Raw genomic sequence first — 26,313 nt, 5'->3', positions numbered from 1 at the left:
CCATCCACGCGTTTCCGCGCATGAACTCCAAGACGTGGATGCCCGGGACAAGCCCGGGCATGACGTAAACCGTAGACATTCGCGGTCCGGGTAGCGGCGTATCAGGCGTGCTGCTCTTCGAGCGCGGGCTCGGAGACGAGGCCCAGCGTGTGCTCGGGGTTGAGATGCAGGCCGGGGTCCATCAGCTCGCCGCGCATCAAGGCGAGCGGCGCGCTGCGATAGAGCATCAGATCGTGGAAGGGATCGGTCAGGATCTTGGTCATCCAGACAAGGCCGGTCTCGACGTCGCGGATGAAGAACAGGTGCACGGTGCGGAACAGGAGACCGCCGCCGCCGACCGCGAGCCAGATCTTGGCCACCTGCCGCACGAAGTCGGAGGCGCTGGCCCAGGGGGTGAACAGGCCGAACAGCGTCGGATCGACGAACAGCACCAGCGGCGATACCGCCCAGATCGCCATCAGCACCACCTTGCGCTGAAGGTTGTAGCCGACCTTGATCTCTTCCTTGTACTCGTGCGTCGCCTGGTTGATGTGGTCGTAATCGTGCGGCTCGAAGAAGAAGTGACCGGCCTGGCGCGAGGTCATCGAGACCAGCCAGCCGACCAGCGCCGAGATCATGGGATCGACGAACAGCCAGACATAGGCAAAGAGGAAGCTCAGCGCGCTGACGAAGTGCAGGCTCTGGTTGATGCGGCTGTGGTGATAGTAGCGATGGTCGTCCCAGCGCTGGATCCGCAGCTGCTCGAGGTAGTTCTTGATCATGCTCTCCCCCAAAATGCTTTCGGGTTCAGGATTTACAGGGATTCGATGTACGCCGTGTGACATCATCATTTTGTCATGTGACGATGTGCAGCGACGCGGTGACGCACGCGAACGCGTGAGCGGCGGAATGACCGCCGCTCCTGCAGCCGTGCTCAAGCCGCCTTGGCGATGTCGACCTTGCGGAAGCGCACCAGCGAGAAATGGCCGAGCGGCGGAATCAGGCGGCGCTCCGCGAGCTCGATGCCCTTGGCGCCGGAGAGCCATTTGGCGTAGCGCGACCAGGCGAACTCGGCGGTGCGGAAGCCAAGCGGACGCACCACAGGCTGGAGCTTCTGCTCGATGAAGCGCCGCATGCCGGTATCGGCGCTGACGCGGGTGAGGATGATCAGCTCGCCGCCCGGACGCAGCACGCGGGCGAATTCGTCGAGCGCCTTCTCCGGATTCGGCACGGCGGTGACGACATACTGCGCCATCACGACGTCGAAGGAATTGTCGGGGAATTCGAGCTTCTCCGCGTCCATCACCGCGAGGCCCTCGACGTTCTTGAGGTTGCCTTCGCTGACGCGGCGGCGCGCCTTGTCGAGCATCGCGTCCGAAATGTCGGTGCCGAAGATGCGCAGGTTCGGGGCATAGAGCGGCAGCGAGATGCCGGTGCCGACCCCGACTTCGAGCACGCGACCGCCGATCTTGTTGGTGGCTGCGATCGCGGCCTGGCGGCCCTTGGCGAACACACCGCCGAACACGAGATCGTAAACCGGCGCCCAGCGGTCATAGGCCTGCTCGACCGAGCCACGGGTGAGGTCGAGCTGCTGGGTGCCGTCAAGGTTCATGATCTTAGCCATCGATGAGGTTCTCGCTGTGGGTCAAATATGGATCAACCGCGCACCGGCCGCCGCGCCATCCGAGGCGAGGCGCGCAGGACGCGGCTGGGCTGAAGTGAGGTGAGGTTGCCGACGAACTGGCGCGCGCTGTTCTCCCACGAGCGCTCCAGCGCGAAGTGGCGGCAGGCCTCGCGCGACATCGTGAGCGCGCGCAGGCACGCGGCGCGCAGATCGCTGTCGATCGCGCCGATCGGATGATCGGCGATGACGTCCTTCGGGCCCGTCACCGGAAACGCCGCAACCGGCGTACCGCAGGCGAGCGCTTCGAGTTGCACGACGCCGAACGTGTCGGTGAGGCTCGGGAACACGAAGACATCGGCGGCCGCGAGATGAGCAGTCAAATCCGCGCCCTTCTTCTCGCCGAGGAAGACTGCATCTGGGTATTTCTTTTCGAGCGCCGCCTTCTGCGGGCCGTCGCCGACGACGACCCTGGTGCCGGGCAGATCGAGCGAGAGGAACGCTTCGAGATTCTTCTCCACGGCGACGCGGCCCATGGTCATGAAGATCGGACGCGGAAGGTCGAGCTTGGCCGGGCTATCGGGGTGGAACAGCTCGGTGTTGACGCCGCGGCCCCAGAAGCCGAGCCGCTTGAAGCCACGGCCTGCGAGTTCCTGCCGCAGCGACGGCGTCGCCACCATGGTCATCGCGGCGGCATCGTGGAAATGGCGCAGCACGGCGTAGCCGACCGCATCGGGAATGCCCGTTCGTACCGAGACGTATTCCGGAAAGCGCGTGGTGTAGGAGGTGGTGAAGGCGAGCCCGTTGCGGCGGCAATAGGCCCGCGCGGCCCAGCCGATCGGGCCTTCGGTGGCGATATGCAGCGCTTCCGGCGCGCACCTCTCGATCCGGCGCGCGATCTCCTTGCCTGAAGGCAGCGCAATGCGCAGGCCCGGATAGGTCGGCAGCGGCCAGGACCGGAAGCCATCAGGGGTCAGGAAGTCGATCTCGACATCGAGGGCCTTGGCGGCGGCAGCCAGCGAAGTCAGCGTGCGGACTACACCGTTGACCTGCGGATGCCAGGCGTCAGTCGCGATTAATACCCGCATGGGGAAATCCCGAGAGTTTGATGATTCTCGGCTGAGGACCATCAACCACGGATATTTCAGGCGTGTGACGTCACAGAAATGTCGGCCCGCTGTTTTGTTCGTTAACGCGTCCGCCCGGCCACGAAACTGTCATGAAACAATCCTTGCCGCGATGAAACCGTTTTCGGTTTTCCGCGCAAACGTCCCGAAACTTCTTTCCGTTAGGGAATTAGGCAACGGAGCACCGCAACGGTGCCGGGGTGACCAAGAAACACCACGCAAACAGGGGCGACCAATGTTCAATCTGGACACGTTCAAGACGTATTCGCGCGCCGTTGCCGTCAGTGCGGTGGCCGTTGCTGCAATTGCATTTGCGGGCCCGGCCAAGGCCGCGCCCGTGCAGCTGTTTCCGTTCTTCCAGCCGCTGCCGGTGATGACTGCGCCGCAGCCGCTTCAACCCTACCAGCCCTATTCTGCACCGACCTACCAGACCGCGCCGTCTGAGGATCAGGATGCCGTCGAGACGCCGGCGCGCTTCCGTCGCCAAACGGTTTCGTACGCGACGCGCGAGGCGCCGGGCACCATCATCATCGATACGCCCAACACCTATCTCTATTACGTGCTCGGTAACGGCCAGGCGATCCGCTACGGCATCGGTGTCGGCCGCGACGGCTTCACCTGGTCCGGCACGCAGTCGGTGACCAAGAAGGCCGAGTGGCCGGATTGGACCCCGCCGCCGGAAATGATCCAGCGCCAGCCCTATCTGCCGCGCCACATGGCCGGCGGCCCCGGCAACCCGCTCGGCGCCCGCGCGATGTATCTCGGCGGCACCGTCTACCGCATCCACGGCACCAACGCCCCCGATACGATCGGCAAGCACGTCTCCTCAGGCTGCATCCGCCTGACCAACGCCGACGTCACCGACCTCTACGCCCGCGTCAACGTCGGCACCAAGGTGATCGTGCTGCCGATGACCGAGCGCCGCGCAGAGCTTCGCTAACGCAGCGCACGAACAAGATTGAGATGCGAGCGGCCCCGACGATGTCGGGGCCGTTCTTGTTTGCGCTCGCTCGTCGCTCACGACCACCCCGAGAGCAGCCGCAGCCACGCCGCCGAATGAAACGCGCTCATCAAGAGATACATCGGCACCATCCCGCCGAGCGACAGCCCGTGACCGGCGGCGCAGAGCATGTCCGCCGGGCCGCCACCGATCATGGCCGTCAACACGGCCATGATCGCGAAGGTGGGCGTGGCCGCAAGACCCAGCCATCGGGCGAGGTGGGATGCGGCCTTGCCGCCGTCGCGGCGGGCGCCGGCGGGATGGGTCTCGCTCACTGCGCGCCCTTGGCGCGAAGCGCGATCTCGCCGGCGTCCGACACCTCGACCCATTTCTTGTCGGGCGCGGCTCCCGCCTCGTAGCTGTCGTTCCAGTTCCACCATTTGTAGGTCGGGCTCTGCGGATAGCCTGGGGGCGAGTCCTCCCAAGGCTCCTGGCGGCCGAGCGGGGTGATGTCGAGATAGTTCCAGGTGCCGCCCATCTGCTCGTCGCCGCGGCTCTTGATCAGATAGGTGCGGAAGATGCGCGTCCCGTCGCGGAAGAACACGTTGGTGCCGTGCCACTCGCCGACGCCGAAATCGGAGTCGAAACTGTCGGTGATGGTGACCCACGGGATCTCCCAGCCCATCCGCTTCTTCAGCCTGAGGATATCGGCCTGCGGGGCGCGCGAGGCGAACACCAGCGTGGTGTCGCGGGCGTTCAGATGGGAGACATGGGCGACCTGGTCGGCCACCATGGAGCAGCCGCGGCAGGCATGGTCGGGCCAGCCGAACACGCCGGGCTCGAAGAAGGCCCGGTACAGGATGAGCTGGCGCCGGCCCTGGAACAGGTCGAGCAGACTGGCCTTGCCCGAGGGCACCTCGAATGCGTAGGCTTTGTCCACTTCCATCCATGGCATGCGCCGGCGTTCGGCGGCGAGTGCATCGCGGGCGCGGGTATGCGCCTTTTCCTTCACGAGCAGTTGCTGACGGGCTGCCTCCCAGTCCTGCGGCGACACCACCGGCGGTGTCTGCATGGCGGTCTGTCCGTTCGTCCCTGCCTTGTCTGCTGACGTCATCATGATTCTCCAAATCTCTCGCTCACCGCACATCGTCGGCCGTGGGCGAGTTCTCGCACCAAGCGGTTGCGCGGTGGGAGTAACAAGTGTGGCGGGATTTTCATGGAGTCGCTGATCACGGCTGCAGCACGGGCGCTCGAGGCCGGCGATCCGCTAGGCGCGTTGAACCGCGTCGCACTGCGCAACGATGCACCGTCGCTGGCGCTGCGCGGCATCGCGATGGCGCAGCTCGGCGATCTCGCCAAAGCCAAGACGCTGCTGCGGAGCGCCGCCCGCGCTTTTGGACCGCGAGAGGCGGTGGCGCGTGCGCGGTGCGTGGTGGCCGAGGCCGAGATCGCGCTGGTCTCGCGCGATTTGAGCTGGCCGGCCAAGACGCTCGCTGGCGCACGCGCGAGCCTCGCAAGCCATGGCGATCTCGCCAATGCCGCCCATGCAGGCCATATCGAGGCGCGCCGCCTGCTCCTGCTCGGGAGGATCGACGAGGCCGAGCGCACGCTGGCCGAGATCGGAGCTTCTCCGCTGCCGCCTGCATCCCTGGTCGTTCGCGATCTCGTGGTTGCCGGCATCGCCATCAGGCGGCTGAAAACCAGGGATGCCCGCGCCGCGCTCGATCGCGCCGGCAAGGCGGCGCTGCAAGCCGGAATCCCGGCGCTCGTCGCCGAGGTCGACAGCGCGAGCCTCATCCTCAACACACCGGCCGCACGCCTGATCGCGCGCGGCAGCGAGCACCCGCTGCTGCTCGGCGAGGTCGAGCGCCTCGCGACATCGACCGCGCTCGTCGTCGACACCTTCCATCACGTCGTGCGCAGGCAGGGCACGGCCGTATCGCTGGGAACAAGACCGGTGCTGTTCGCGCTCGCCCGGCTGCTGGCGCAGGCATGGCCCGCGGATGTCTCGCGCGAGGCGCTGATCTCGGGCGCGTTCCAGGCGAAGCACGTCGACGAGTCCCACCGCGCGCGGCTGCGCGTCGAGATCGGGCGGCTCCGCACCCAGCTCAAGCCGCTCGCCGGGATAAGCGCGACCAGGCAGGGCTTCGAGCTGGCCCCAAAGAAGACGCGCGACGTCATCGTGCTGGCACGCCCGGTCGAGGAAAAGCACGCCGCGGTCCTTGCCATTCTCGCCGACGGCGAGCCGTGGTCGAGCTCGGCGCTCGCACTCGCGCTTCGAATGAGCGCGCGCTCGGTGCAGCGGGCGCTCGAGGAACTCGCGCGATCGAACAAGGTGCAGTCGTTCGGACACGGCCGCGCGCGGCGCTGGATGACCCCGCCGGTGCCGGGATTCCCGACAGGCTTGTTACTCCCCTCGCCGCTGGCAAAGGCGTAGGCTGGTCGCATCACAGGGGTCGAGCCAATGAAGCGTTCCACTGCCGAGATCGTCAGGGAGTACGGACCATTTCCGGACGTCGAGGCCGTGCATGGCGTCAGCTATGACGGCAGGCATGTCTGGTTCGCGTCCGGCGACAAATTGAATGCGGTCGATCCCGAGAGCGGCAAGGTCGCGCGCTCGCTCGACGTCGCCGCGCATGCGGGCACGGCATTCGACGGCCGCCATTTGTTCCAGATCGCGGAGGATCGCATCCAGAAGATCGACGCGGCGAGCGGCGCGGTTCTCGGCACGATCCCCGCGCCGGGCGGTGGCGGCGATTCGGGACTAGCCTGGGCCGAAGGCTCGCTCTGGGTCGGGCAATACCGCGACCGCAGGATCCATCAGATCGACCCCGACACCGGCAAGATCCTCCGCACCATCGAGAGCAAGCGCTTCGTGACCGGGGTGACCTGGGTCGACGGCGAACTCTGGCATGGCACCTGGGAAGGCGACGACAGCGACGTCAGGCGGATCGACCCTGAAACGGGCAGGATACTCGAGCAACTCGACATGCCAGAGGGGACGATGGTTTCGGGGCTGGAATCCGACGGCGGCGACCGCCTGTTCTGCGGCGGCGGCGCCTCCGGCAAGGTGAGAGCGGTGCGCCGCCCCAGGCGCAGCTAGCACGCGGTCGCAGCCGTTAACCCATTTGCCGCAATTCCACCCCACCGGTGCGCTCTAGCGCCCTCCTCGCCTGCCCTGTAAAACCTCTGTCGGGGCGGCTTGGGGGATCGATGCGTCTGACGTTGAACTTGAAGACTGTGCTGATCGCCATTGCGGTGCTCGCGTCGTCGTTTTTCATCAGCCTGAAGGTGATGGACCTGCTGTCGCCGCGCGCGACCAATTCGGCGCCGCCGGTCGCGCAACTGCCGCCGCTGCCGCCGGTGTCCAAGAGCTCGATCGTGGTGGCGCCGGTCGCGATTGCGCTGTCGGCGATCCGGGAGCAGGCCGAGAAGGCTGCACCGCGCAATTTCGCCGGCAAGGCCGAGAACCCGATCTCGCAGATCCTGCAGGACGCCGATATCGGCTGGACCGCCTCCCGCGGACCGATGTCGGCGACCGGCGACAAGGACGTGCTGACGCTGTCGACGCCGATCACCGGCAAGCTGAACGTGACGGGCTCGCTGTCGGCGAAAGCCACCGGCGCGCTCGGCGATGCGCTGGGCAGCGTGCTCGGCGGCGACGCGGCGAAACGGATCGGCGCGGTCAACATCAAGAACTTGAACGCCAGCGCCGAGATCAAGGGCAGCGTGGTCGTCACTTCGCGCCCGAAGCTCGCGGCTGCCTGGCATCTCGAGCCCAATCTCGGCGCGCAGGTCAATCTCGGCGACACCAACCTCAACGTCGCCGGCGCCAAGGTCAACGTGCCCGCGCAGGTGAAGCCGCTGATCGACAAGACGGTCGGCGAGCAGCTCAACGTCGTCGCCGAGCGCATCCGCAACGATCCCAGCCTGCGCGAGAACGCGAAGCTGCAATGGGCCAAGGCCTGCCGCTCGATCCCGCTGCAAGGCAGCGGTTCCTCGGCTGCGCTGCCGCCGCTCTGGCTCGAGATGAAGCCTACCCGCGCGATCGCGGCGCAGCCGCGCGTCGATGCGCAGGCCGTCACGCTGCTGCTCGGCCTCGAGGCCGAGACGCGCGTGACCTCGACGCAGACCAAGCCGGACTGCCCGTTCCCCGACAAGATCTCGATCGTGCCGCCGACCGGCACCGGCGTGAACATCGGCGTGCCCATCGACGTGCCCTTCACCGAGATCAACAAGCTGATCGCGGCGCAGATGGTCGGCCACACCTATCCCGAGGACGGCTCAGGTCCGGTCGAGGTCACCGTGAAGGGCGTCAACGTGATCCCGTCAGGCGAGCGGCTGCTGATCTCGCTGCTGGTGCGCGCCAAGGAAAAGAAGAGCTGGCTCGGGCTCGGCGCCGAGGCGACCGTGCACATCTGGGGCCGGCCGATGCTCGACCAGGCGCAGCAGACGCTGCGGCTTGCCGACATCCAGCTCGCGGTGGAATCCGAGGCGGCGTTCGGCCTGCTCGGCGCTGCCGCCCGTGCAGTGGTACCGCAGATGCAGCAGGCGCTGGTGCAGAAGGCGACGCTCGACTTGAAGCCGATTGCCGCCAACGCGCGCGAGAAGATCGCCGCCGTCATCGCCGACTTCCAGAAGAGCGAGGACGGCGTCAAGGTCGAGGCCGATATCAGCAGCCTCACGCTGGCCGACATCGCCTTCGATTCCAAGACGCTGCGCGTGGTCGCGGAAGCCGGCGGTACGCTGAACGTGTACGTCTCCAAGCTGTCGGGGATGTAGCGCGCTTTCATGCACGGAATCCGCGCAGCCTCTTGTCGCTTGCGCCGCTGGCATTCTCGTTGGAGGATGCTAAGCTGATCGCCGCAACCTCGAACGAGGTGCCGACAGCATCGTAGGGGACAACGCGAGGACAACATGGAAGCCGGCATGGTCACGCCTGCGCCGGCATTGGTGCGCTTTTCCGGCATTCAGAAGACCTATGATGGCGAGCATCTCGTGGTGAAGAACCTCGATCTCGACATCAGGAAGGGCGAGTTCATCACCCTGCTCGGCCCGTCGGGCTCGGGCAAGACGACCACGCTGATGATGCTGGCCGGCTTCGAGGTTCCGACCCAGGGCGAGATCTACCTCGCGGACCGCCCGATCAAGAACATGCCGCCGCACAAGCGCGACATCGGCATGGTGTTCCAGAACTATGCGCTGTTTCCGCACCTGACGATCGAGGAGAACGTTGCCTTCCCGCTGTCCGTTCGCAAGACGAACAGGGCGGAAACGCAGGAACGCGTCAAGGCGGCGCTGCGGATGATCAAGATGGAAACGATGGCGCAGCGGCGGCCCGGGCAGCTGTCCGGCGGCCAGCAGCAGCGCGTGGCGCTGGCCCGCGCGCTGGTCTTCAATCCGCAGCTCGTGCTGATGGACGAGCCGCTCGGCGCCCTGGACAAGCGCCTGCGCGAGCAGATGCAATTGGAGATCAAGCAGTTGCACGAGACGATGGGCATCACCGTCGTCTATGTCACCCACGACCAGAGCGAAGCGCTCACCATGTCGGACCGCATTGCCGTGTTCAACGACGGCATCGTGCAGCAGATCGACCGGCCCGACGCGCTGTACGAGCATCCGGTGAACAGCTTCGTCGCCAATTTCGTCGGCGAGAACAACGTGCTTGATGGCACCGTCGAGACATCAGACAAGGATTATTGCCGCGTCGCGCTGGCGGCGGGCGGCACCGTCATGGCCCGTGCGGTCAACGTCTCAGGCGCGGGCGCAGCGACCTCGCTGTCGGTGCGGCCGGAGCGCATCGCGATTGTCCCTGACGGCGCCTCCAGCGACGGACCGAACCGGCTGCCGGCCAAGGTGCAGAACACCATCTATCTCGGCGACCACGCGCTGGCCGTGCTCGACGTCGCCGGGAATGCCGAGTTCATGGTCAAGCTTCAGCCGGGCGCGCATGACAGCCTGAGCCCTGGCGAAAGCGTCTTCATCACCTTCCGCCCCGAGGATTGCCTCGCGCTCGATCCCGTCTGATCCCAACGAATTCTGCATCGCTCGACTTCAACCGCAACGCATATGAAGAAGGAACAAGGACCATGCTGAAGCGCAAGACTGGCAAGATTGCTCTGGGTTTCGTCGCGGCGTTCACCGCCGGCGCTGCGCTGGCCACATCGGCGCAGGCCCGAGACCTCACCGTCGTGTCGTGGGGTGGCGCCTATCAGGATGCCCAGAAGAAGGTCTATTTCGAGCCGTTCAAGAAGGCATCGGGCGTGCCGATGAACGACGAGTCCTGGGACGGCGGCGTCGGCGTGTTGCGCGCCAAGGTGCAGGGCGGCGCGGCCACCTGGGACGTCGTCCAGGTCGAGAGCGACGAGCTCGCGGTCGGCTGCGAAGAAGGCCTGTACGAGAAGCTGGATTACTCCAAGATCGGCGGCGAGGCTGCTTATATCAAGCCGTCGGTCAATCCCTGCGGTGTCGGCGCCATCCTCTATGATTTCGTGCTCGGCTACGACAAGGACAAACTGAAGGACGCGCCCAAGGGCTGGGCCGACTTCTTCGACACGAAGAAGATTCCGGGCAAGCGCGCCCTGCGCCAGGGTCCGAAGACCACGCTCGAGATCGCTCTCATGGCCGACGGCGTCGCGCCGAAGGACGTCTACAAGGTGCTGGCGACCGACGAGGGCGTCGATCGCGCGTTCAAGAAGCTCGACACCATCAAGGGCGATCTCGTCTGGTGGAAGGCCGGCGCGCAGCCGCCGCAATTGCTCGCCTCCGGCGAGGTGGCGATGACCTCGGTCTACAATGGCCGCATCGACACCGCGAACAAGAACGAGAAGAAGAACTTCGGCATGGTGTGGGACGGCGCGCTGTTCACCCTCGACAGCTGGGTCATCCTGAAGGGCAGCCCGAACAAGGACGCCGCCTACAAGTTCCTGGATTTCGCCGGCAAGGCGGAGAACCAGTCGAAGCTGTCGGAGAACATCGCCTACGGCACCTCGAACAAGGACGCGGCCGGTCTGTTGCAGCCCGCGGTTCTGAAGGACCTGCCGACCGCGCCCGACAACATCAAGAACGCGGTCGAGATCAATGTCGCCTTCTGGCTCGAGAACATCGACCGTCTCACCGAGCGCTTCAACAAATGGGCCGCGAAGTAGCGCACGACCGAACCGGCACGTGGCGCAGGCAGAGAGTGGATACCCTTCGCCTGCGCCCAGTCCCTTGCCCAGAATGATCTGTTCATGACAGCAGCGTCCCTGACCGGCGCCGATAGCAAGACCAGCGTGCCGCTCAAGCGCCGCCTGAAGCGGGCGGAGCGCGCACGTCAGTTCAAGGCCCTGGCGCTGGTTGTGCCGCTGCTGCTGTTTCTGCTGTTCACCTTCGCCGGGCCCATCGCAGGCATGCTGTGGCACGCAGTCGATGACCGGGAGGTGCGCCAGGTTCTGCCGCAAACGATCGCAGCTCTCGCCGGCTGGGATGGCAAGGATCTGCCGGACGAAAAGACATACGCGGCGCTGGCAAGCGACATCCAGGCGGCGCGCGCCGCCGGCACCATCGCCATCGCGGCCAAACGGCTCAATTACGCCCTGAACGGTTTTCGCACGATCCTCATCGGCACCGCACGCAATCTGAAGACCGTGCCGGAAGCAGGCACGGCAAGGGAGACGCTGGGCAAGATCAACCCAGCCTGGCGCGAACGCGCAACTTGGACGACGATCAAGGACGCCGGTGGCCCGGTCACCAGCTTCTACCTTCTGGGGGCGCTCGACCTCGTCAGGAACGCGGACGGCGCGATCGTCGCAGCCCCGCCGGATCAGGCCATCTACCGCGAGGTTTTCGCCCGTACCTTCCTCATCAGCCTCGGTGTCACAGCGCTCTGCCTGATACTCGGCTTTCCGGTCGCCTATCTGCTCGCGGCGCTGCCGCCGGGCAAGTCGAACCTCTTGATGATCTTCGTGCTGCTGCCGTTCTGGACGTCGCTCCTGGTCCGCACCTGCGCCTGGATCGTGCTGCTGCAGAGCAATGGCGTCGTCAACGACAGCCTGCACTGGCTCGGCATCATCGACGAGCCGTTGCGCCTGATCTACAACCGGTTCGGCGTCTGCGTGGCCATGACCCACGTGCTGCTGCCGTTCATGATCCTGCCGCTGTACAGCAGCATGAAGGCGATCTCGCCGGCGTATATGCGCGCCGCCGCCTCGCTCGGCGCGCCGCCCCTTACCGCCTTCCTGCGGATCTATCTGCCGCAAACCCTGCCCGGCGTCGGCGCGGGCAGCCTGCTCGTCTTCATCCTTGCACTCGGCTACTACATCACCCCCGCCCTCGTCGGGGGCGCCGCCGATCAGATGATCAGCTACTTCATCGCGCTCTACACCACCGAAACAGCCAATTGGGGCCTGGCTTCGGCGCTGGGGGCGGTGCTGCTGCTCGCCACAATTCTGCTCGCCCTCGTCTACGGCAAGCTGGTGCAGGGCCAGCAGGTCACGGGAGGGATGAAGAATTGAGCGACGCTCCCTCCTTGCGTACACCCAGCCAGCGCATCGCGTGGACCGCAACCATGGTCATCTCCGCGCTGGTGTTCGTCTTCCTGATCGCGCCGATCCTGGCGATCATGCCGCTGTCCTTCAGCTCGGGCTCGTATCTCACCTATCCGCTGCCGGGCCTCTCCTTGCGCTGGTACGACGAATTCATCACCTCGCCGCGCTGGATGAATTCGCTGAAGAACAGCATGATCATCGGTGTCGCTTCGACGCTGCTATCGATGGCGCTCGGGACGTTGGCAGCTCTTGGGCTCGCGCAATGGAAGAGCCGGTTCAAACCGCTGGTGCTGGCTTTCGTGCTGTCGCCGGTCGTCGTGCCCGGCGTCATCACCGCGGTCGGTCTCTATTTCTTCTTCGCGCCGATCGGGCTGACCGGCAGCTATCTCGGCCTGATTCTCGCCCACACCGCGCTCGCAACGCCGTTCGTGGTGATCACGGTCGGCGCGACGCTGCAGAGCTTCGACACCAACCTCGCCCGCGCCGCTGCCTCGCTCGGCGCATCGCCGCTTCAAGCATTCCGCCGTGTGATCCTGCCGCTGATCCTGCCGGGCCTGGCATCGGGCGCCCTGTTCGCCTTCGCGACCAGCTTCGACGAGGTCGTGATCGTGCTGTTCATGGCGGGACCGGAGCAGCGCACCTTGCCGCGCGAAATGTTCAGCGGTATCCGCGAGAACATCAGCCCGACCATCACGGCGGCCGCAGTGATCCTGACGACGGTTTCGGTCATCCTCCTCGCGACGCTCGAAGGCCTGCGCCGACGCAACGAGCGGCTCAAGGGCGGCGGCTGAGCGCCCCCAACTGTCATTCCGGGACGCGCCCTCTTGGGCGCGAGCCCCGGAATCCATTCACCCACCGTCGCTGCGGCACGATGGATTCCGGGCTCTCGCTGCGCGCGCCCCGGAATGACGGAGAGCACTACCTATTTCTCACCCCACCTCGCAAATCCCCGGCCTTTGCCCCAGCGCCGGTTTGTCGCTAGAACAGTCCCCGCAACAAAACCCCAACAACAAGACTGAGGGAGAACAATATGCAAAGACTCATCGCCGCGGTCGCGGCCAGCTTCGCCATGGCCGCAACATGCGGCACGGCGCAGGCCCAGATTTCCGACAACGTCGTCAAGCTCGGCGTGCTCACCGACATGTCGAGCCTCTATGCCGACGCGACCGGCAAGGGGTCGCTCGCCGCCGTCGAGATGGCCGTCGCCGATTACGGCGGCAAGGTCGCGGGCGTCCCGATCCAGGTCGTGTCCGCCGATCACCAGAACAAGCCCGACGTCGGCGTCAACATTGCCCGCAACTGGTACGACAACGACAAGGTGGACGCGGTCATGGACGTGCCGACCTCATCGGTCGCATTGCCGATTTCGGCACTGACGCGCGAGAAGAACAAGATCAACATCAATTCCGGCGGCGGCTCCTCCGACATCACGGGCGTCGCCTGCTCACCCAACACAGTGCACTGGACCTACGACACCTATGCGCTGTCGAACGTCGCCGGCAAGGCGATGGTGAAGCGCGGCGAGGATACCTGGTTCTTCGTCACTGCCGACTATGCCTTCGGCCAGGCGCTGGAGCGCGACGCAGCCAATGTCGTCAAGGAGAGCGGCGGCAAGGTGCTCGGCGACGTCCGCCACCCGCTCAACTCGTCCGACTTCTCGTCGTTCCTGCTCCAAGCCCAGGCCTCGAAGGCCAAGGTGGTCGCGCTGGCGAACGCCGGTGGCGACACCACCAATGCGCTGAAGCAGGCCGCCGAGTTCGGCATCACGCAAGGCGGCCAGAAGATGATCGCGCTGCTCATGGAAATCACCGACGTTCATTCGCTCGGCATCAAGGCGACGCAAGGCCTGATCATCACCGATGCGTTCTACTGGGACACCAATGACGAGACCCGCGCCTTCTCCAAGCGCTTCAACGACAAGGTCGGCCACATGCCGACCATGATCCAGGCCGGCCTCTATTCGGCGACGATGCACTATCTGAAGGCGATCGAGGCTATCAAGACCGACGAAGCGCCGAAGGTGATGGAGCAGATGCGCAAGATGCCGATCAACGACTTCTTCGCCAAGAACGGCAAGATCCGCATCGACGGCCGCATGGTCCACGACATGAATCTGTACGAGGTGAAGAAGCCCGAGGAATCCAAGGGCGAGTGGGACCTCTACAAGCTCATCGCCACCGTGCCCGGCGACGAAGCCTTCCGCCCGCTCGACAAGGGCGGCTGCCCGCTGGTGAAGTGAGGCTGGCTCTATCCGCCGTCATTGCGAGCGTAGCGAAGCAATCCAAAATCCCTCCGCGGCGACGGTCTGGATCGCTTCGTCGCACCAGCGCAAAATTGCTCTGCAATTTTGTCGCGGGCTCCTCACACTGACAAAAGACAGGACAGCGCGCCCGGTGGAAAACCGGGCGCGCTTCGTTTCGGCACTCACGCGATCCGCATTACTCCGAGTACTTGAACTCGGGCATGTTCTTCAGCTGGTCCTTGGTCGCATTGAACACGGCGTGGTCGGGATACCACTTCGACGACGAACTCTTCGTAGTCGTGGTCGTCTTCTCGGTGCTGGTCGCAGCGCCGGTCGTCGTGGTCGCGGCCGGCTTGGCGTTCGGGTTGGTCGTCGTGGTAGAGGCGACGGCCTCATTGACGAACTTCAGCTTCTCGTACGGCACGGCGACGAGATGCTCGCCCATGCCGAGGAAGCCGCCGACGCCGATCACGGCGATCTTGATGCTGCCGCTCTTGTCCATCAGCAGGTCGTTGATCGAGCCGATGTTCTCGTTGGCCTCGTTGTAGACCTTGACGCCGTCCATCTTCGAGGTACGCCATTCGCCCGACGCGCTCGTCGTCGTGGTCGTCGCCGTCGAAGCCGTTGGCGACTTCTCGGTGGTGGTCGTGGTGGTGGCGGCCGGATTTTGCGCAAACGCAACGGTCGCAAGCAGAGCGGTGCCGGCAAGGCCGGCGGCGATCGATTTCATCAACATTGTTGTCCTCTCCTTCAGCAGAAAACTTGTGCGGAGAGAACAGCCACGATCACGCGCAGTTCCTAGCGTGCGGCAATTTCGTTGCGCCATCGCGGTGCAGCGGCGCGAGCAGAAGTTCCTGCTCGGGAACGTGCGAGATGCACAGTTCCCCGCCGACGATCATGCGCCCTGGGTGAAGCACGATCGCGGCGAGGAACGCGCCGACCAGCGTCGCGCAGGTCAGCTCTTGTAGTCGATCAGCAGCGCCGAAAAATCCGAACTGCTCGACGCGCTCGTCGTGCCGTCGGCGCCGTAGGAGGAGTTCGACGACTGCGACTGCTGCAGCGCCTGGAGAAACTGCTCGAGGATCTTGGCCGTGCTGCTGTCGGTCGAACTGCTGCTCGTCGAATCCGTCGACGACGAGGAATCCGAAGAGCCGTCATCCGACGGCGGCGGACCGGGAGGCGGGCCGCCCGCGCCGCCGGGACCGCCGGGGCCCTTGGCGAAGGCGGACTGAAACACGCCCTTCAGTTCGTCGGCCTGATCCGACGTCAGCGTCCCGCTCGAGACCTCGTTCGAGATGAGATCGTCGATCTTGGATTTCAGCCCGTCCTTGGACGGCCTGGTGCCGCTGGACTGATCGCTGGAGCGGCTCTGCTGGAGCGCGGTGTCGATGTCTTGCAGGGCGGTCGTGAGCGCGGACTGGTCCGAGGACGAGATCGTGCCGTCGGACACTTCCGACTGCAATTCCTGCTGTAGCCGCTGGAGCGGCGACTGGTGATGACTGGCGGAAGCCGCCGAAATCGAAGTCATGGATGGCACCGTGGTTTTTGCGGGGTTTCGGACGCAACTGCGCCACGGTATGGTTAACGGGCTTAACGGAACCTTGCCGCACGACGACGCAGTCGTTGCCCTTTGTTGCGGAAATACATTCCGAAACAAACGGAAACAAAAATCTTCGCCTTTTGGCCCGAATCTTGGACAAACAAGGCCCATGGCCATTCCCTCTCCCAACATCCTGGTCGTCGAGGACGACCGCGAAACCCGGACGTTGATTGCGAAATATTTGCGCAACAACTCCTGCAACGTGACCGCTGTGAGCGACGGGCGCGAGATGTCGCGTGCCATGGCCGACCACCGCGTTGACCTCATCATTCTCGACGTCATGCTGCCCGGCGAAGACGGTCTCAGCCTGTGCCGCAAGGTGCGCTCCGAGGCGCAGACGCCGATCATCATGCTGACCGCGCGCGGCGAGGACGTCGACCGCATCGTCGGCCTCGAGATGGGCGCGGACGATTACCTGCCGAAGCCGTTCAACCCGCGCGAACTGCTCGCCCGCATCAACGCGGTGCTGCGGCGCCAGGCCTCCGCCCAGGCCGCAAGCTCGATCGAGGGGGCCTCGACGCTCGCCTTCGAAGGCTGGCGCATCGATCTGCGCCTGCGCGAGCTGCGCAATCCGGAAGGCGCCCGCGTCGCGGTGACCAGCGCCGAGTTCGACCTGCTCCGCACCTTCTGCGAGCGTCCCGGCCGGGTGCTGTCGCGCGACAGCCTGCTCGACCTCACGCAGGGCCGCAACACCGGCTCGTTCGAGCGCTCCATCGACGTTCTGGTCAGCCGCATCCGCCGCAAGATCGAGCCCAATCCGGCCGACCCCACCATCATCAAGACGGTGCGTTCCGGCGGTTACCTGTTTACGCCCAGAACGGAAGCGGTTACGACGCCCCTGAGCAACTGACAGGGCGTGCGACGATGAGGCCGTTCGGGTTCTTCCACCTCAAGGGCATCGGCGGCCAGATCGCCGCGCTGGTGCTGGCCTCGACCGTCGCGCTGCATCTCGTCGTCACCACCGCCTTCCTGATCAGCCGGCCCGACCGTCCGGACGCGCCGCCGGACGGTGCCCATCAACTGACCGATGCGGCGCTGCTGCTGAATTCAGCTGCCGAGAGCGATCGGCCGCGCCTCGTCGCCGATCTGGTCCGCGCCTTCCCGAAACTCCGGATCGAGACGCTCGCGCCCGGCACGGCGACGATCGTCGCGGACAGCGACAGCCAGCACCTGCACGGGATCCGCCGCCACCTCGGCCACGGCTTCAAGGTGGGACGGCTTTCGCCCGACGGCGACGCCTATCGCATCGGCGTGGAGTTGCCCGACGGCAGCATGATCGCGGGCCACGTCGAGAACGGTCCGCGTCCCTGGTTCTGGGGCGCGCCGTGGCTGGTGACGCTGATGACCGCCTTCATCTGCATCACCGTGCTCGGCCTGTGGGCGGCGCGCGCGCTGGCGACGCCGCTGTCGTCCTTTGCCAAGGCGGCCGAGAATTTCAGCCTCGACGGCGAAGCGGAGCCGCTGCCCGAGCGCGGCCCGGAGGAGATCCGCTCGGTCGCCCGCGCGCTCAACCGCATGCACGAGCGCATCGCGCGGCTGATGTCGGATCGCACCCGCATGCTGGCGGCGATCAGCCACGACCTGCGCACCCCGATCACGCGGCTGCGCCTGCGCGCCGAGTTCATCGAGGACGAGGGCAACCGCAAGCGCATGCTGATCGACCTCGACCAGATGCGCTCGATGCTGGAGAGCGTGCTGTCGCTGCTGCGCAACGACCGCCAGATCGAGGCGATCACGCTGGTCGACATCGCGAGCACGCTGCAACTCGTCGCCGACCAGTTCGGCGACATGGGCCATGTCGTGCACTACGAGGGCCCCGCTTCCGCGACCGCCGCCGCGCGGCCCGACGATCTGCATCGCGGCGTCACCAACCTCGTCGAGAACGCGGTACGCTTCGGCGCTGAAGTGACGATCCGCCTGGACGTCGCCGGCACCAGGCTCGTCATCGACGTCGAGGATGACGGTCCCGGCATCTCGGATGCGCGCAAGCAGGAGATGCTGGAGCCGTTCGTGCGCGGCGACGACGCGCGCACCATGGACGATTCCACCGGCTTCGGCCTCGGCCTGTCGATCGCGCGCGCGATCGCGCTCGCCCATGGCGGCGAGCTGTCGCTGCACGACCGCCAGCCGCACGGGCTGATCGTGCGGATGCAATTGCCGGTGTGGCAGCAGCCGCGGCTGGCGGCTTAGGACAGCGCCCTACGCCGCGAGCGGCGGATATTCGGCAGCCTTTCCGGCAACCTTGGGCTCGTCGAAGATCGCGATCGCCTCGAAGCGATAATTGCAGGCGTGGCAGGTCCAGAGATAGGACACCCGTCCCTCGCCCGGTTCGATCCAGTCGGGCTGCGCGATCGGCGCGCCGCACTGGGCACACGGGTTCTGTGTGGGCAGAGCTTGTCCGGACATGTCGCCGCTATGGGTGTCGACCATGGTTGTTTTTGTCATGGCACCTCTCCCGATTCGCAGGGCGCTTCATACTCGCTTTCGCGGGCTGACGCGAATAGACAGGCTCGCTGCCGCGAGTTGTCCGCCTGAAGGAACTTCTGCGCCGGCATTGCGTCGTAACCGCGGCTCTGCGCCGCAAAAACGTCAGCGGCGGCGTTTGGTCACATCATCGCCGCGTTCGGCAGGCCTAACGGCGGCCGGGCGCAGGCCATTCAGGCAAGCCGGGATTTCAGATGAAGATTTTACGCATCGCCGCGCTGCTCGCGGCCGGATTGGTGTCATCGCAGGCCGCAGTCGCGGGCCAGGCCGAATATGCCGAGATGGTCGCGATGCATGCGCGCGCCAACGGCGTGCCGGAGGCGCTGGTGCATCGCGTCATCATGCGCGAGAGCCGCTATCAGCCGGGCCTGGTCGGCCATGGCGGCACCATCGGGCTGATGCAGATCAAGCTCGCGACCGCCCGCGGCCTCGGCTACACCGGCGATGCCGCAGGCCTCCGCGACCCCAACACCAATCTCACCTATGCCGTCAAATACCTCGCCGGCGCCTATCACGCCGCCAACGGCGACCACGACCGAGCCGTGCGTTATTTCGCGGGCGGCTATTACTACGTTGCAAAGCAGCAGCGCCGGCAGGCCCTGCAGCAGGCGAGCTTCGAGCCGCAACTCGAGCCCAACGGCAATCCGCAGCCGATGTTCGGCGCCGCGCCGCACAGGAAGCTCAGCCTGCACGTCCGCAACGCGCGGGCGCAGTCGCTCAGATAATCCCCCGTTCCAGCCAAACGCGTTGACACAGGCCTCCACAAGCCTACATTAGAGCCGTTCCGAGGGGTGCTCCGAGGAGGAGCTGAGATACCGCTAAATGGGCAAACCCGCCCAGGACCGCGGTGACCCTTTGAACCTGATCCGGGTCATGCCGGCGAAGGGACAGGGATGTTGCAGACGACCAAGCGACCGGATTCACCGGTATCCATCATCGGCGCAGGCATTGCAGGAGCCTGGCAGGCGCTGTTGTTCGCGCAGGCCGGCCACACCGTGACGCTCCACGAGCGCGGTGACGCGGCGATGGCCGATGCCACCAGCCATTGGGCCGGCGGTATGCTGGCGCCTTACTGCGAGGCGGAGGTCGCCGAACCCGTCATCTCCAGGCTCGGCCAGCGCTCCCTCGACATCTGGCGGCGCGAGCTGCCGGATACGCCGTTCAACGGCTCGCTCGTCGTCGCCCATCCGCGCGAGCGCAACGATTTCGAGCGCTTTGCCCGCATGACCGAGGGCCACCGCCGGCTCGATGCCGCGGACCTCGCCGCGCTCGAGCCGTCGCTGGAGGGTCGCTTCCGCGATGCGCTGTTCTTCGCGAGCGAGGGCCATGTCGAGCCGCGGCGCGTTCTGCCGAAGCTGCACGAACGCATCAAGGCCGCCGGCGGCACCATCAAGTTCGGCAGCGACGTCAGTGCCGCCGACCTTGATGGCATCGTGATCGATTGCCGCGGCATCAGTGCGCGCGACGAGCAGAGCGAGCTGCGCGGCGTCAAGGGCGAGATGATCCTGATCGAGACCGGCGAGGTGCAGCTGTCGCGCCCGGTGCGCCTGATCCATCCGCGCTGGCCGCTCTACGTGATCCCGCGCGAAGACAATCTGTTCATGCTGGGGGCGACCTCGATCGAGGCCGAGGACACCGGCGTCAGCGTCCGCTCCGCGCTGGAGCTGCTGGGTGCAGCCTACACCGTGCATCCGGCATTCGGCGAAGCCCGCATCGTCGAATTCGGCTCGGGCCTTCGTCCCGCCTATCCCGACAATTTGCCGCGCATCGGCGTGCGCGGCGGCAAGATCAGCGTGAACGGGCTCTACCGCCACGGTTTCCTGATCGCCCCTGCCCTCGCCGAGCTGACGCTTAGCTTTGTCGAGCGCGGCCAGATCGACAACGAGGTGATGCAATGCGCGTGATCGTCAACGGCGAGCAGCGTGAGATCAGTTCAGCCAGCGTCGATGCGCTGCTCTCCGAGCTCGACTACGAGGGCACGCATTTCGCCATCGCGCTGAACTACGACGTCGTGCCGAAGAGCCGCTGGGCCGAGACCGCACTCAAGGCCGGCGACGAGATCGAGATCATCACGCCGCGGCAGGGAGGCTGAAGCCATGGTGACCTTCTACGGCAAGACCTTCACCTCGCGCCTGCTGATCGGCAGCGCGCTCTATCCCTCGCCTGCGATCATGCAGGACGCCATCCGCGCCTCCGGCTCCAACATCGTCACGGTGTCGCTGCGGCGCGAATCCGCCGGCGGCAAGACCGGCGACGCGTTCTGGAAGCTGATCCGCGAGCTCGACGTATCGGTGCTGCCGAACACCGCGGGCTGCCGCAGCGTGCGCGAAGCGGTCACCACCGCAAAACTCGCGCGCGAGCTGTTCGGCACCAGCTGGATCAAGCTGGAGGTCATCGCCGACAGCGACACGCTGCAGCCCGACGTCGTCGGCCTGGTCGAGGCCGCCACCATCCTGATCAAGGACGGCTTCGAAGTGTTCCCCTATTGCACCGAGGATCTTTCGGTCGCCAATCGCCTGGTCGATGCCGGCTGCAAGGTGGTGATGCCGTGGGCCGCGCCGATCGGCAGCGCCAAGGGCATCATCAACCGCGATGCGCTCAAGCTGCTGCGCGAGCGCCTGCCGGACATCACCCTGGTGGTCGACGCCGGCATCGGCGCGCCCAGCCACGCGGCTGAAGCGCTCGAACTCGGCTACGACGCCGTGCTGCTCAACACCGCGATCGCCAAGGCCGCCGATCCCGTCGCGATGGCGAATGCCTTCCGCCTCGGTATCGAGGCCGGCCGCACCGCATACGAGGCCGGGCTGATGAACGCCCGCGACTTCGCCTCCCCGTCCACCCCTGTCGTTGGGACCCCGTTCTGGCATGCCGTATCCTGATCGCAACGCGTATCCTGATCGCTTTTACCCTGTCGTCGACAGCCTCAACTGGGTCGAACGCCTGACCAAGCTCGGCGTCGGCACCATCCAGCTGCGCGCGAAAGAGCTGAACGACGCCGACGCGCTGCAGATCGTCACCGATGCGCTGGCGATCACCGAGGGCACGCAAGCCAAGCTCGTCGTGAACGACTATTGGCGCGCGGCGATCGTCGCCGGCGCGAAATATCTGCATCTCGGCCAGGAGGATCTCGCCGACGCGGACCTCAAGGCCATTCGCGAAGCCGGCCTCTCACTCGGCGTCTCCACCCATGACGACGCGGAGCTCGAAACCGCGCTCAAGGCCAAGCCCGACTATGTCGCGCTCGGTCCGATCTTCTTCACAACGCTCAAATCGATGCGCTTCGCCCCGCAGGGCATTCCGAAGATCACGGAATGGAAGAAGCGCATCGGCAACATCCCGCTGGTTGCGATCGGCGGCATCAAGTTCGAGCACGCCGCGGAGATCTTTGCCGCGGGCGCCGATTCCATCGCCGTGGTGTCCGACGTCACCCAAAATGCCGATCCCGATGCGCGGGTGCGGCAATGGCTCGGCCAGAAGGAGGCTGCGTGATGCGCACGCTCTCTCCACACCCTCAACTGTCATCGCCCGGCCTTATGCGCAATTGCGCATCAGGACCGGGCGATCCAGTACGCCGCGGCTTTTCCGTATCCCATCACCGCCTCTGGAATACTGGATCCCCGCCTTCGCGGGGATGACAGCTGTAATCGACGCTCGCGCAGCGACACCAACGAACTGAGTTAAGGAGGATCCCATGAACATCCGCTCCAACCCTGAAAAAACCATCCCCGCCGTCACCACCGGCCCCCTTCCCTCCTCGCGCAAGATCTTTGCGTCGCCCGATGCCGCGCCCGACATGCGCGTGCCGCTGCGCGAGATCATTCTCTCAGAAGGCGCCGGCGAGCCGAACCTGCCGGTCTACGACACCTCGGGCCCCTACACCGACCCTGATGTCACCATCGACGTCAACGCGGGCCTTGCCCGCAACCGCAAGCAGTGGGTGCTGGAGCGCGGCGGCGTCGAGGAATATGAGGGCCGGCAGATCAAGCCGGAGGACAACGGCAGCGTTTCCACCGACAACGCCGCACGTTCCTTTGCCGCCTATCACAAGCCGCTGCGCGGCCTCGACGGCCACAAGATCACGCAGCTCGAATTCGCCCGCGCCGGCATCATCACCAAGGAGATGATCTACGTCGCCGCCCGCGAAAATCTCGGTCGCAAGCAGCAGCTCGAGCGCGCGGAAGCAGCCCTTGCCGACGGCGAAAGCTTTGGCGCCGCGGTGCCGGCCTTCATCACGCCGGAGTTCGTGCGCAGCGAAATCGCGCGCGGCCGCGCCATCATCCCCTCCAACATCAACCACAGTGAACTCGAGCCGATGATCATCGGCCGCAACTTCCTGACCAAGATCAACGCCAATATCGGCAATTCGGCGGTGACGTCGTCGGTCGAGGAAGAGGTCGAGAAGATGGTGTGGGCGATCCGCTGGGGCGCCGACACCGTGATGGACCTCTCGACGGGCCGCAACATCCATACCACGCGCGAATGGATCCTGCGCAACGCGCCGGTGCCGATCGGCACCGTGCCGATCTACCAGGCGCTGGAGAAGTGCAACGGCGATCCGGTCAAGCTGACCTGGGAGCTCTACAAGGACACGCTGATCGAGCAGTGCGAGCAGGGCGTCGACTATTTCACCATCCACGCCGGCGTGCGCCTGCAATACATCCACCTCACCGCTGCCAGAGTCACCGGCATCGTCTCCAGAGGCGGCTCGATCATGGCGAAGTGGTGCCTCGCGCATCACAAGGAGAGCTTCCTCTACACCCATTTCGACGAGATCTGCGACCTCATGCGCAAGTATGACGTCTCGTTCTCGCTCGGCGACGGCCTGCGTCCCGGCTCGATCGCCGACGCGAACGACCGCGCGCAGTTCGCGGAGCTGGAGACGCTCGGCGAGCTCACCAAGATTGCGTGGGACAAGGGCTGCCAGGTCATGATCGAAGGTCCCGGCCACGTGCCGATGCACAAGATCAAGATCAACATGGACAAGCAGCTCAAGGAGTGCGGCGAAGCGCCGTTCTACACGCTTGGACCGCTGACCACCGACATCGCGCCGGGCTATGACCACATCACCTCAGGCATCGGCGCGGCCATGATCGGCTGGTTCGGCTGCGCCATGCTCTGCTACGTCACGCCGAAGGAGCATCTCGGCCTGCCCGACCGCAACGACGTCAAGACCGGCGTCATTACCTACAAGATCGCCGCCCACGCCAGCGATCTCGCCAAGGGCCACCCCGCCGCCCAACTGCGCGACGACGCCCTCTCCCGTGCGAGGTTCGAATTCCGCTGGACCGACCAGTTCAACCTCGGCCTCGATCCTGATACCGCCAAGAGCTTCCACGACGAGACCCTGCCGAAGGAAGCCCACAAGGTTGCACACTTCTGCTCGATGTGCGGCCCGAAGTTCTGCTCGATGAAGATCACGCAGGACGTTCGGGATTATGCGGCGACGCTGAACGATCCGAACAGCGTCGGCATGTCGATGCAGGGCACCGCCGAAGACGGCATGGCCAGGATGAGCGCGAAGTTCAAGGAAATGGGGAGCAGCGTTTATCTGGATGCGGAGAAGGTGAAGGAGAGCAACAAGGTGTTGTGAGGCGCCTCCAGCTCAAAAAAAGGGGGGGACTGGCCAAGGCCAGTCTCCTCAGCTACGAATCTATGAGTGGATCGAAGCTTCCGATTTCGACGTTTCCCTCCAGGAACAGACGGAGCATCTCGTCAGAACCATCACGGAACCATTTTTCGTTAGACCAAGGGTGCCGGCTGACGAACAACTCACCCATACTCGCAAGCACCATGAGTTCGCATCGAACTATTTGACCCTGCCGAGAGCCATAGACCAAACGGCTAAGCTCACTTCCATCATAACCTCGCACACAGCGTTCGAGCTGACGTAAAGTACGAAATCCGCATCTTCGCAAAGCACGGGCGAGGTAGTCATAAGACGACCAGCGGATGCGTTGATCTCCCCCGATTGTTTTTGCAAGAAATGCTTTGAGAGCATCAGGGGTGATCTCGACGTCGTCGATATCTCCCTCTTTAATCATCTGCCGCGCAGTTTGTCGAAGCCGGTCGTCCTCGTCTTGTACTGATTGAAATTCTCGATCAGCGACCTCTAGCATTCCAGCCAAAGCATTGAATCGTCGCCTTATCTCGTCTGGTATCACTGATGTTGATTTGTATTGAATGTCATGCTCGATTTCAGCCCAAGCGTGCTGCAAAATTGTACGCACCTGAACTTCGATAGTCGTGTCGGCGTATTTCTCGTATTCTGACAATGACGACCTCTTTGGTCCGAGAAGGACCAAATAATGTACGCTCTTGTACCCAAATCGTCCTTCGTCATAAAGCTTCTCGCCCTTGTCAGATCGCTCCAGCACGTGGAATTCGCTTAGAATAATCTCATCGATCTTCGCAATCGAATTTGGAAAAAAGGCTATTATCCTAACTCCTGCCAGATCCGTGATGTCTACCAGAGGATCTGCATATTTGGGGAGACCCGGATTTGACTCGCTGGGCTTCGTCGCTTTCAGACCGAAGCTGTGAGGATCTTTTGCTCGAGCGTCGATCGAGCTTATCTTGATTCCCGCCCTCTCAATCGATCGTTGCAGTATGTTCTTGGCCACAAGACAAGCTTCCTCGTAATGAGGGCGCTTCAACAAGTATGCACTCACCGCTTTCTCTTGGTGATTCCTAAAATCGAACTCTCCGTTCGAAAACTCATCTTCTGAGCAATCACAGGAAATCGATTGGCCGCCACATCTCGGACATCGCTCTACATCACATCCCGGGACATGAAACTGCCCCTTTATCGCAGCGCAGTCGTGGCACGGCCTAGAGTCCGCGCCCCAATCTTCGCCTTCATCGCCATAAGCTACCCGAGCATAACCTTTGCCGCTAATCTGATACGTTGTGATTTCCTGAGCCGCCTTCAGTTGCTCGGGCCATGAGGCGACCACCCTCACGCCGTTTAAAAGGACGAACCCGTCCGCTCCTGCCATGGTTCAACACCATCAAATGCGATCGGGCTGAATGGCCAGCCCGGCCTCCGTGCCTTGAACATCCTACATGATTTGATAGCCCGTAGTGTGGGTTAGCGTAGCGCAATCCACCACTGGCATCCAAATGCTCTCAAGCGGTGGTGGGGTGCGCCTGGCACCGTCGTGTGTCGAACTATCACGCTCGCGAGCGGCTAACCACTCTACGCAGCCTCACCCCAGCGACGCCAACTCCCGCGCAAGATTGTCGCGGGCGCGCCGATCATATCTCGCGGCGAAGGCGGCATCTGGATAGATGACCGGACGCGCAGCAAACCGGCGAAGCACTGCGGCGCGGCCGGCGCGATAGTCGACGTCGCTGACGTGGATGAACTCCTGCCGGATGGCTGCCGCATAGGCGTCATAGCGCGCGGGCGCAGCGCCGAGGATGCCGAGATCGATCGAGATCAGCACAGCGCCAAGACGATCGTCCGCCGCAACGTCGTGAGATTTCGTCAGCCGGATCAGGCGGCAGACCTCATCGCAGAGATCGGCGTGCACGTGCTGCTCGGCGAGCTCCGCGCTGCGTTCCTCGTTGTCCCGCCGGGTCGGATCGTACACGACATCGTGCCACCAGATCGCTTCGGTCAGTGTCTCGCGTTCGCGGCCCGAGAGGCCATCCAGCTGCGCAAGCGCAGCCAGGCAATCCTCGATATGCGCGAGGTTATGATAATGGCGGCCGGGCGCCATGTAGGCGGCAACCAGTTCTTCGCGGGTCATCGCGCAAGGTATAGGATGAATGCTGCGGAGATGGTAGCCAT

28 protein-coding genes and 1 riboswitch are annotated in these 26,313 nt (G+C 64.7%); of the genes, 18 read left to right on the top strand and 10 right to left on the bottom strand.

Annotation, left to right across the window (positions count from 1 at the left end):
* Positions 1-101: 101 nt before the first annotated feature.
* From XH90_RS07615 to XH90_RS07605, 3 genes are all read right to left on the bottom strand, one after another.
* The gene (locus XH90_RS07615) at positions 102-761 is read right to left on the bottom strand and encodes a hypothetical protein (protein WP_194480044.1); all 660 of its coding nucleotides are present in this window, start codon (positions 759-761) and stop codon (positions 102-104) included.
* A 152-nt stretch (positions 762-913) separates the two neighbouring features.
* The gene (locus XH90_RS07610; RefSeq protein WP_194480042.1) at positions 914-1,603 is read right to left on the bottom strand and encodes a methyltransferase domain-containing protein; all 690 of its coding nucleotides are present in this window, start codon (positions 1,601-1,603) and stop codon (positions 914-916) included.
* Positions 1,604-1,635: 32 nt separating this feature from the next.
* The gene (locus XH90_RS07605) at positions 1,636-2,688 is read right to left on the bottom strand and encodes a glycosyltransferase family 1 protein (RefSeq protein ID WP_194480040.1); all 1,053 of its coding nucleotides are present in this window, start codon (positions 2,686-2,688) and stop codon (positions 1,636-1,638) included.
* A gap of 274 nt (positions 2,689-2,962) precedes the next feature.
* Here XH90_RS07605 and XH90_RS07600 point away from each other — a divergent pair, with 274 nt between their 5' ends.
* The gene (locus XH90_RS07600; protein WP_194480039.1) at positions 2,963-3,667 is read left to right on the top strand and encodes a L,D-transpeptidase; all 705 of its coding nucleotides are present in this window, start codon (positions 2,963-2,965) and stop codon (positions 3,665-3,667) included.
* 77 nt (positions 3,668-3,744) lie between these two features.
* Here XH90_RS07600 and XH90_RS07595 read toward each other — a convergent pair whose 3' ends face one another.
* Together XH90_RS07595 and XH90_RS07590 are read right to left on the bottom strand one after the other, a co-directional pair.
* A complete protein-coding gene (locus XH90_RS07595; protein WP_371748327.1) occupies positions 3,745-4,056 on the bottom strand; it encodes a hypothetical protein in 312 nt (103 codons plus the stop codon).
* Positions 3,999-4,784: a thioredoxin family protein gene (locus tag XH90_RS07590; protein WP_194480035.1), complete on the bottom strand. Its 786-nt coding sequence runs from the start codon at positions 4,782-4,784 to the stop codon at positions 3,999-4,001. The genes XH90_RS07595 and XH90_RS07590 overlap by 58 nt, the downstream gene beginning before the upstream one ends.
* 99 nt (positions 4,785-4,883) lie before the next feature.
* Between XH90_RS07590 and XH90_RS07585 the strand changes: the two genes are divergently transcribed.
* The 8 genes from XH90_RS07585 to XH90_RS07550 all read left to right on the top strand — a co-directional run bounded on the left by XH90_RS07585 (position 4,884) and on the right by XH90_RS07550 (position 14,434).
* Positions 4,884-6,104: a helix-turn-helix domain-containing protein gene (locus XH90_RS07585; RefSeq protein ID WP_194480033.1), complete on the top strand. Its 1,221-nt coding sequence runs from the start codon at positions 4,884-4,886 to the stop codon at positions 6,102-6,104.
* A gap of 27 nt (positions 6,105-6,131) precedes the next feature.
* A complete protein-coding gene (locus XH90_RS07580; RefSeq protein WP_194480031.1) occupies positions 6,132-6,770 on the top strand; it encodes a PQQ-binding-like beta-propeller repeat protein in 639 nt (212 codons plus the stop codon).
* A gap of 110 nt (positions 6,771-6,880) precedes the next feature.
* Positions 6,881-8,449, top strand: a complete 1,569-nt coding sequence (locus XH90_RS07575; RefSeq protein ID WP_194480029.1) for a DUF4403 family protein — start codon at positions 6,881-6,883, stop codon at positions 8,447-8,449.
* Between the two features lie 135 nt (positions 8,450-8,584).
* Positions 8,585-9,694: an ABC transporter ATP-binding protein gene (locus XH90_RS07570; RefSeq protein WP_194480028.1), complete on the top strand. Its 1,110-nt coding sequence runs from the start codon at positions 8,585-8,587 to the stop codon at positions 9,692-9,694.
* A gap of 62 nt (positions 9,695-9,756) precedes the next feature.
* Complete coding sequence (locus XH90_RS07565) at positions 9,757-10,815, top strand: ABC transporter substrate-binding protein (protein ID WP_194480026.1); 1,059 nt, start codon at positions 9,757-9,759, stop codon at positions 10,813-10,815.
* An 84-nt stretch (positions 10,816-10,899) separates the two neighbouring features.
* Entirely contained in the window at positions 10,900-12,162 is a 1,263-nt protein-coding gene (locus XH90_RS07560; protein WP_194480018.1) for an ABC transporter permease, read from the top strand.
* A complete protein-coding gene (locus tag XH90_RS07555; protein WP_194480016.1) occupies positions 12,159-12,986 on the top strand; it encodes an ABC transporter permease in 828 nt (275 codons plus the stop codon). Before XH90_RS07560 ends, XH90_RS07555 begins: the two co-directional genes overlap by 4 nt.
* A 239-nt stretch (positions 12,987-13,225) precedes the next feature.
* Positions 13,226-14,434 (top strand): ABC transporter substrate-binding protein, encoded by a 1,209-nt coding sequence (locus XH90_RS07550; protein WP_194480014.1) that lies wholly within the window; start codon positions 13,226-13,228, stop codon positions 14,432-14,434.
* 199 nt (positions 14,435-14,633) lie between these two features.
* Here the strand turns inward: XH90_RS07550 and XH90_RS07545 are convergent, their stop codons facing one another.
* On the bottom strand, positions 14,634-15,173 hold the full coding sequence (locus XH90_RS07545; protein WP_194480013.1) for a PRC-barrel domain-containing protein: 540 nt from the start codon (positions 15,171-15,173) through the stop codon (positions 14,634-14,636).
* 67 nt (positions 15,174-15,240) lie between these two features.
* Between XH90_RS07545 and XH90_RS07540 the strand changes: the two genes are divergently transcribed.
* The gene (locus XH90_RS07540) at positions 15,241-15,405 is read left to right on the top strand and encodes a hypothetical protein (protein ID WP_194480011.1); all 165 of its coding nucleotides are present in this window, start codon (positions 15,241-15,243) and stop codon (positions 15,403-15,405) included.
* Here the strand turns inward: XH90_RS07540 and XH90_RS07535 are convergent.
* Positions 15,393-15,965 (bottom strand): hypothetical protein, encoded by a 573-nt coding sequence (locus tag XH90_RS07535; protein WP_194480009.1) that lies wholly within the window; start codon positions 15,963-15,965, stop codon positions 15,393-15,395. The genes XH90_RS07540 and XH90_RS07535 overlap by 13 nt on opposite strands.
* 181 nt (positions 15,966-16,146) lie before the next feature.
* Here XH90_RS07535 and XH90_RS07530 point away from each other — a divergent pair, with 181 nt between their 5' ends.
* Together XH90_RS07530 and XH90_RS07525 are read left to right on the top strand one after the other, a co-directional pair.
* Positions 16,147-16,887 (top strand): response regulator, encoded by a 741-nt coding sequence (locus XH90_RS07530; protein WP_194480007.1) that lies wholly within the window; start codon positions 16,147-16,149, stop codon positions 16,885-16,887.
* 14 nt (positions 16,888-16,901) lie between these two features.
* A complete protein-coding gene (locus tag XH90_RS07525; RefSeq protein WP_194480005.1) occupies positions 16,902-18,227 on the top strand; it encodes an ATP-binding protein in 1,326 nt (441 codons plus the stop codon).
* 9 nt (positions 18,228-18,236) lie between these two features.
* On the opposite strand, the gene XH90_RS07520 is transcribed toward XH90_RS07525, so the two are convergent.
* Positions 18,237-18,482, bottom strand: coding sequence for a hypothetical protein (locus XH90_RS07520; protein ID WP_194480003.1), 246 nt, complete (start codon positions 18,480-18,482; stop codon positions 18,237-18,239).
* A 233-nt stretch (positions 18,483-18,715) separates the two neighbouring features.
* Between XH90_RS07520 and XH90_RS07515 the strand changes: the two genes are divergently transcribed.
* From XH90_RS07515 to thiC, 6 genes are all read left to right on the top strand, one after another.
* Positions 18,716-19,246 (top strand): lytic transglycosylase domain-containing protein, encoded by a 531-nt coding sequence (locus XH90_RS07515; protein ID WP_194480002.1) that lies wholly within the window; start codon positions 18,716-18,718, stop codon positions 19,244-19,246.
* A 52-nt stretch (positions 19,247-19,298) separates the two neighbouring features.
* Positions 19,299-19,427: riboswitch (TPP riboswitch) on the top strand.
* On the top strand, positions 19,415-20,425 hold the full coding sequence (locus tag XH90_RS07510; protein ID WP_194480000.1) for an FAD-dependent oxidoreductase: 1,011 nt from the start codon (positions 19,415-19,417) through the stop codon (positions 20,423-20,425). Its footprint overlaps the riboswitch before it by 13 nt.
* Complete coding sequence (gene thiS / locus XH90_RS07505) at positions 20,416-20,613, top strand: sulfur carrier protein ThiS (RefSeq protein WP_194479998.1); 198 nt, start codon at positions 20,416-20,418, stop codon at positions 20,611-20,613. Before XH90_RS07510 ends, thiS begins: the two co-directional genes overlap by 10 nt.
* 4 nt (positions 20,614-20,617) lie before the next feature.
* Positions 20,618-21,400 (top strand): thiazole synthase, encoded by a 783-nt coding sequence (locus tag XH90_RS07500; protein WP_194479996.1) that lies wholly within the window; start codon positions 20,618-20,620, stop codon positions 21,398-21,400.
* The gene (locus XH90_RS07495; protein WP_194479994.1) at positions 21,387-22,010 is read left to right on the top strand and encodes a thiamine phosphate synthase; all 624 of its coding nucleotides are present in this window, start codon (positions 21,387-21,389) and stop codon (positions 22,008-22,010) included. Before XH90_RS07500 ends, XH90_RS07495 begins: the two co-directional genes overlap by 14 nt.
* A gap of 202 nt (positions 22,011-22,212) precedes the next feature.
* Positions 22,213-24,111 (top strand): phosphomethylpyrimidine synthase ThiC, encoded by a 1,899-nt coding sequence (thiC, locus tag XH90_RS07490; RefSeq protein WP_194479993.1) that lies wholly within the window; start codon positions 22,213-22,215, stop codon positions 24,109-24,111.
* 52 nt (positions 24,112-24,163) lie between these two features.
* Here the strand turns inward: thiC and XH90_RS07485 are convergent, their stop codons facing one another.
* Together XH90_RS07485 and XH90_RS07480 are read right to left on the bottom strand one after the other, a co-directional pair.
* Positions 24,164-25,516, bottom strand: coding sequence for a GTP pyrophosphokinase family protein (locus XH90_RS07485; RefSeq protein ID WP_194479991.1), 1,353 nt, complete (start codon positions 25,514-25,516; stop codon positions 24,164-24,166).
* Between the two features lie 210 nt (positions 25,517-25,726).
* Positions 25,727-26,272 (bottom strand): phosphohydrolase, encoded by a 546-nt coding sequence (locus XH90_RS07480; RefSeq protein WP_194479989.1) that lies wholly within the window; start codon positions 26,270-26,272, stop codon positions 25,727-25,729.
* Positions 26,273-26,313 lie beyond the last annotated feature (41 nt).

This window comes from Bradyrhizobium sp. CCBAU 53338, assembly GCF_015291665.1.
In the GTDB taxonomy this organism is placed as follows: Bacteria; Pseudomonadota; Alphaproteobacteria; order Rhizobiales; family Xanthobacteraceae; genus Bradyrhizobium.
Note: the sequence above shows the minus strand (reverse complement) of the source record. Positions and strands in the feature narration are given on the sequence as shown.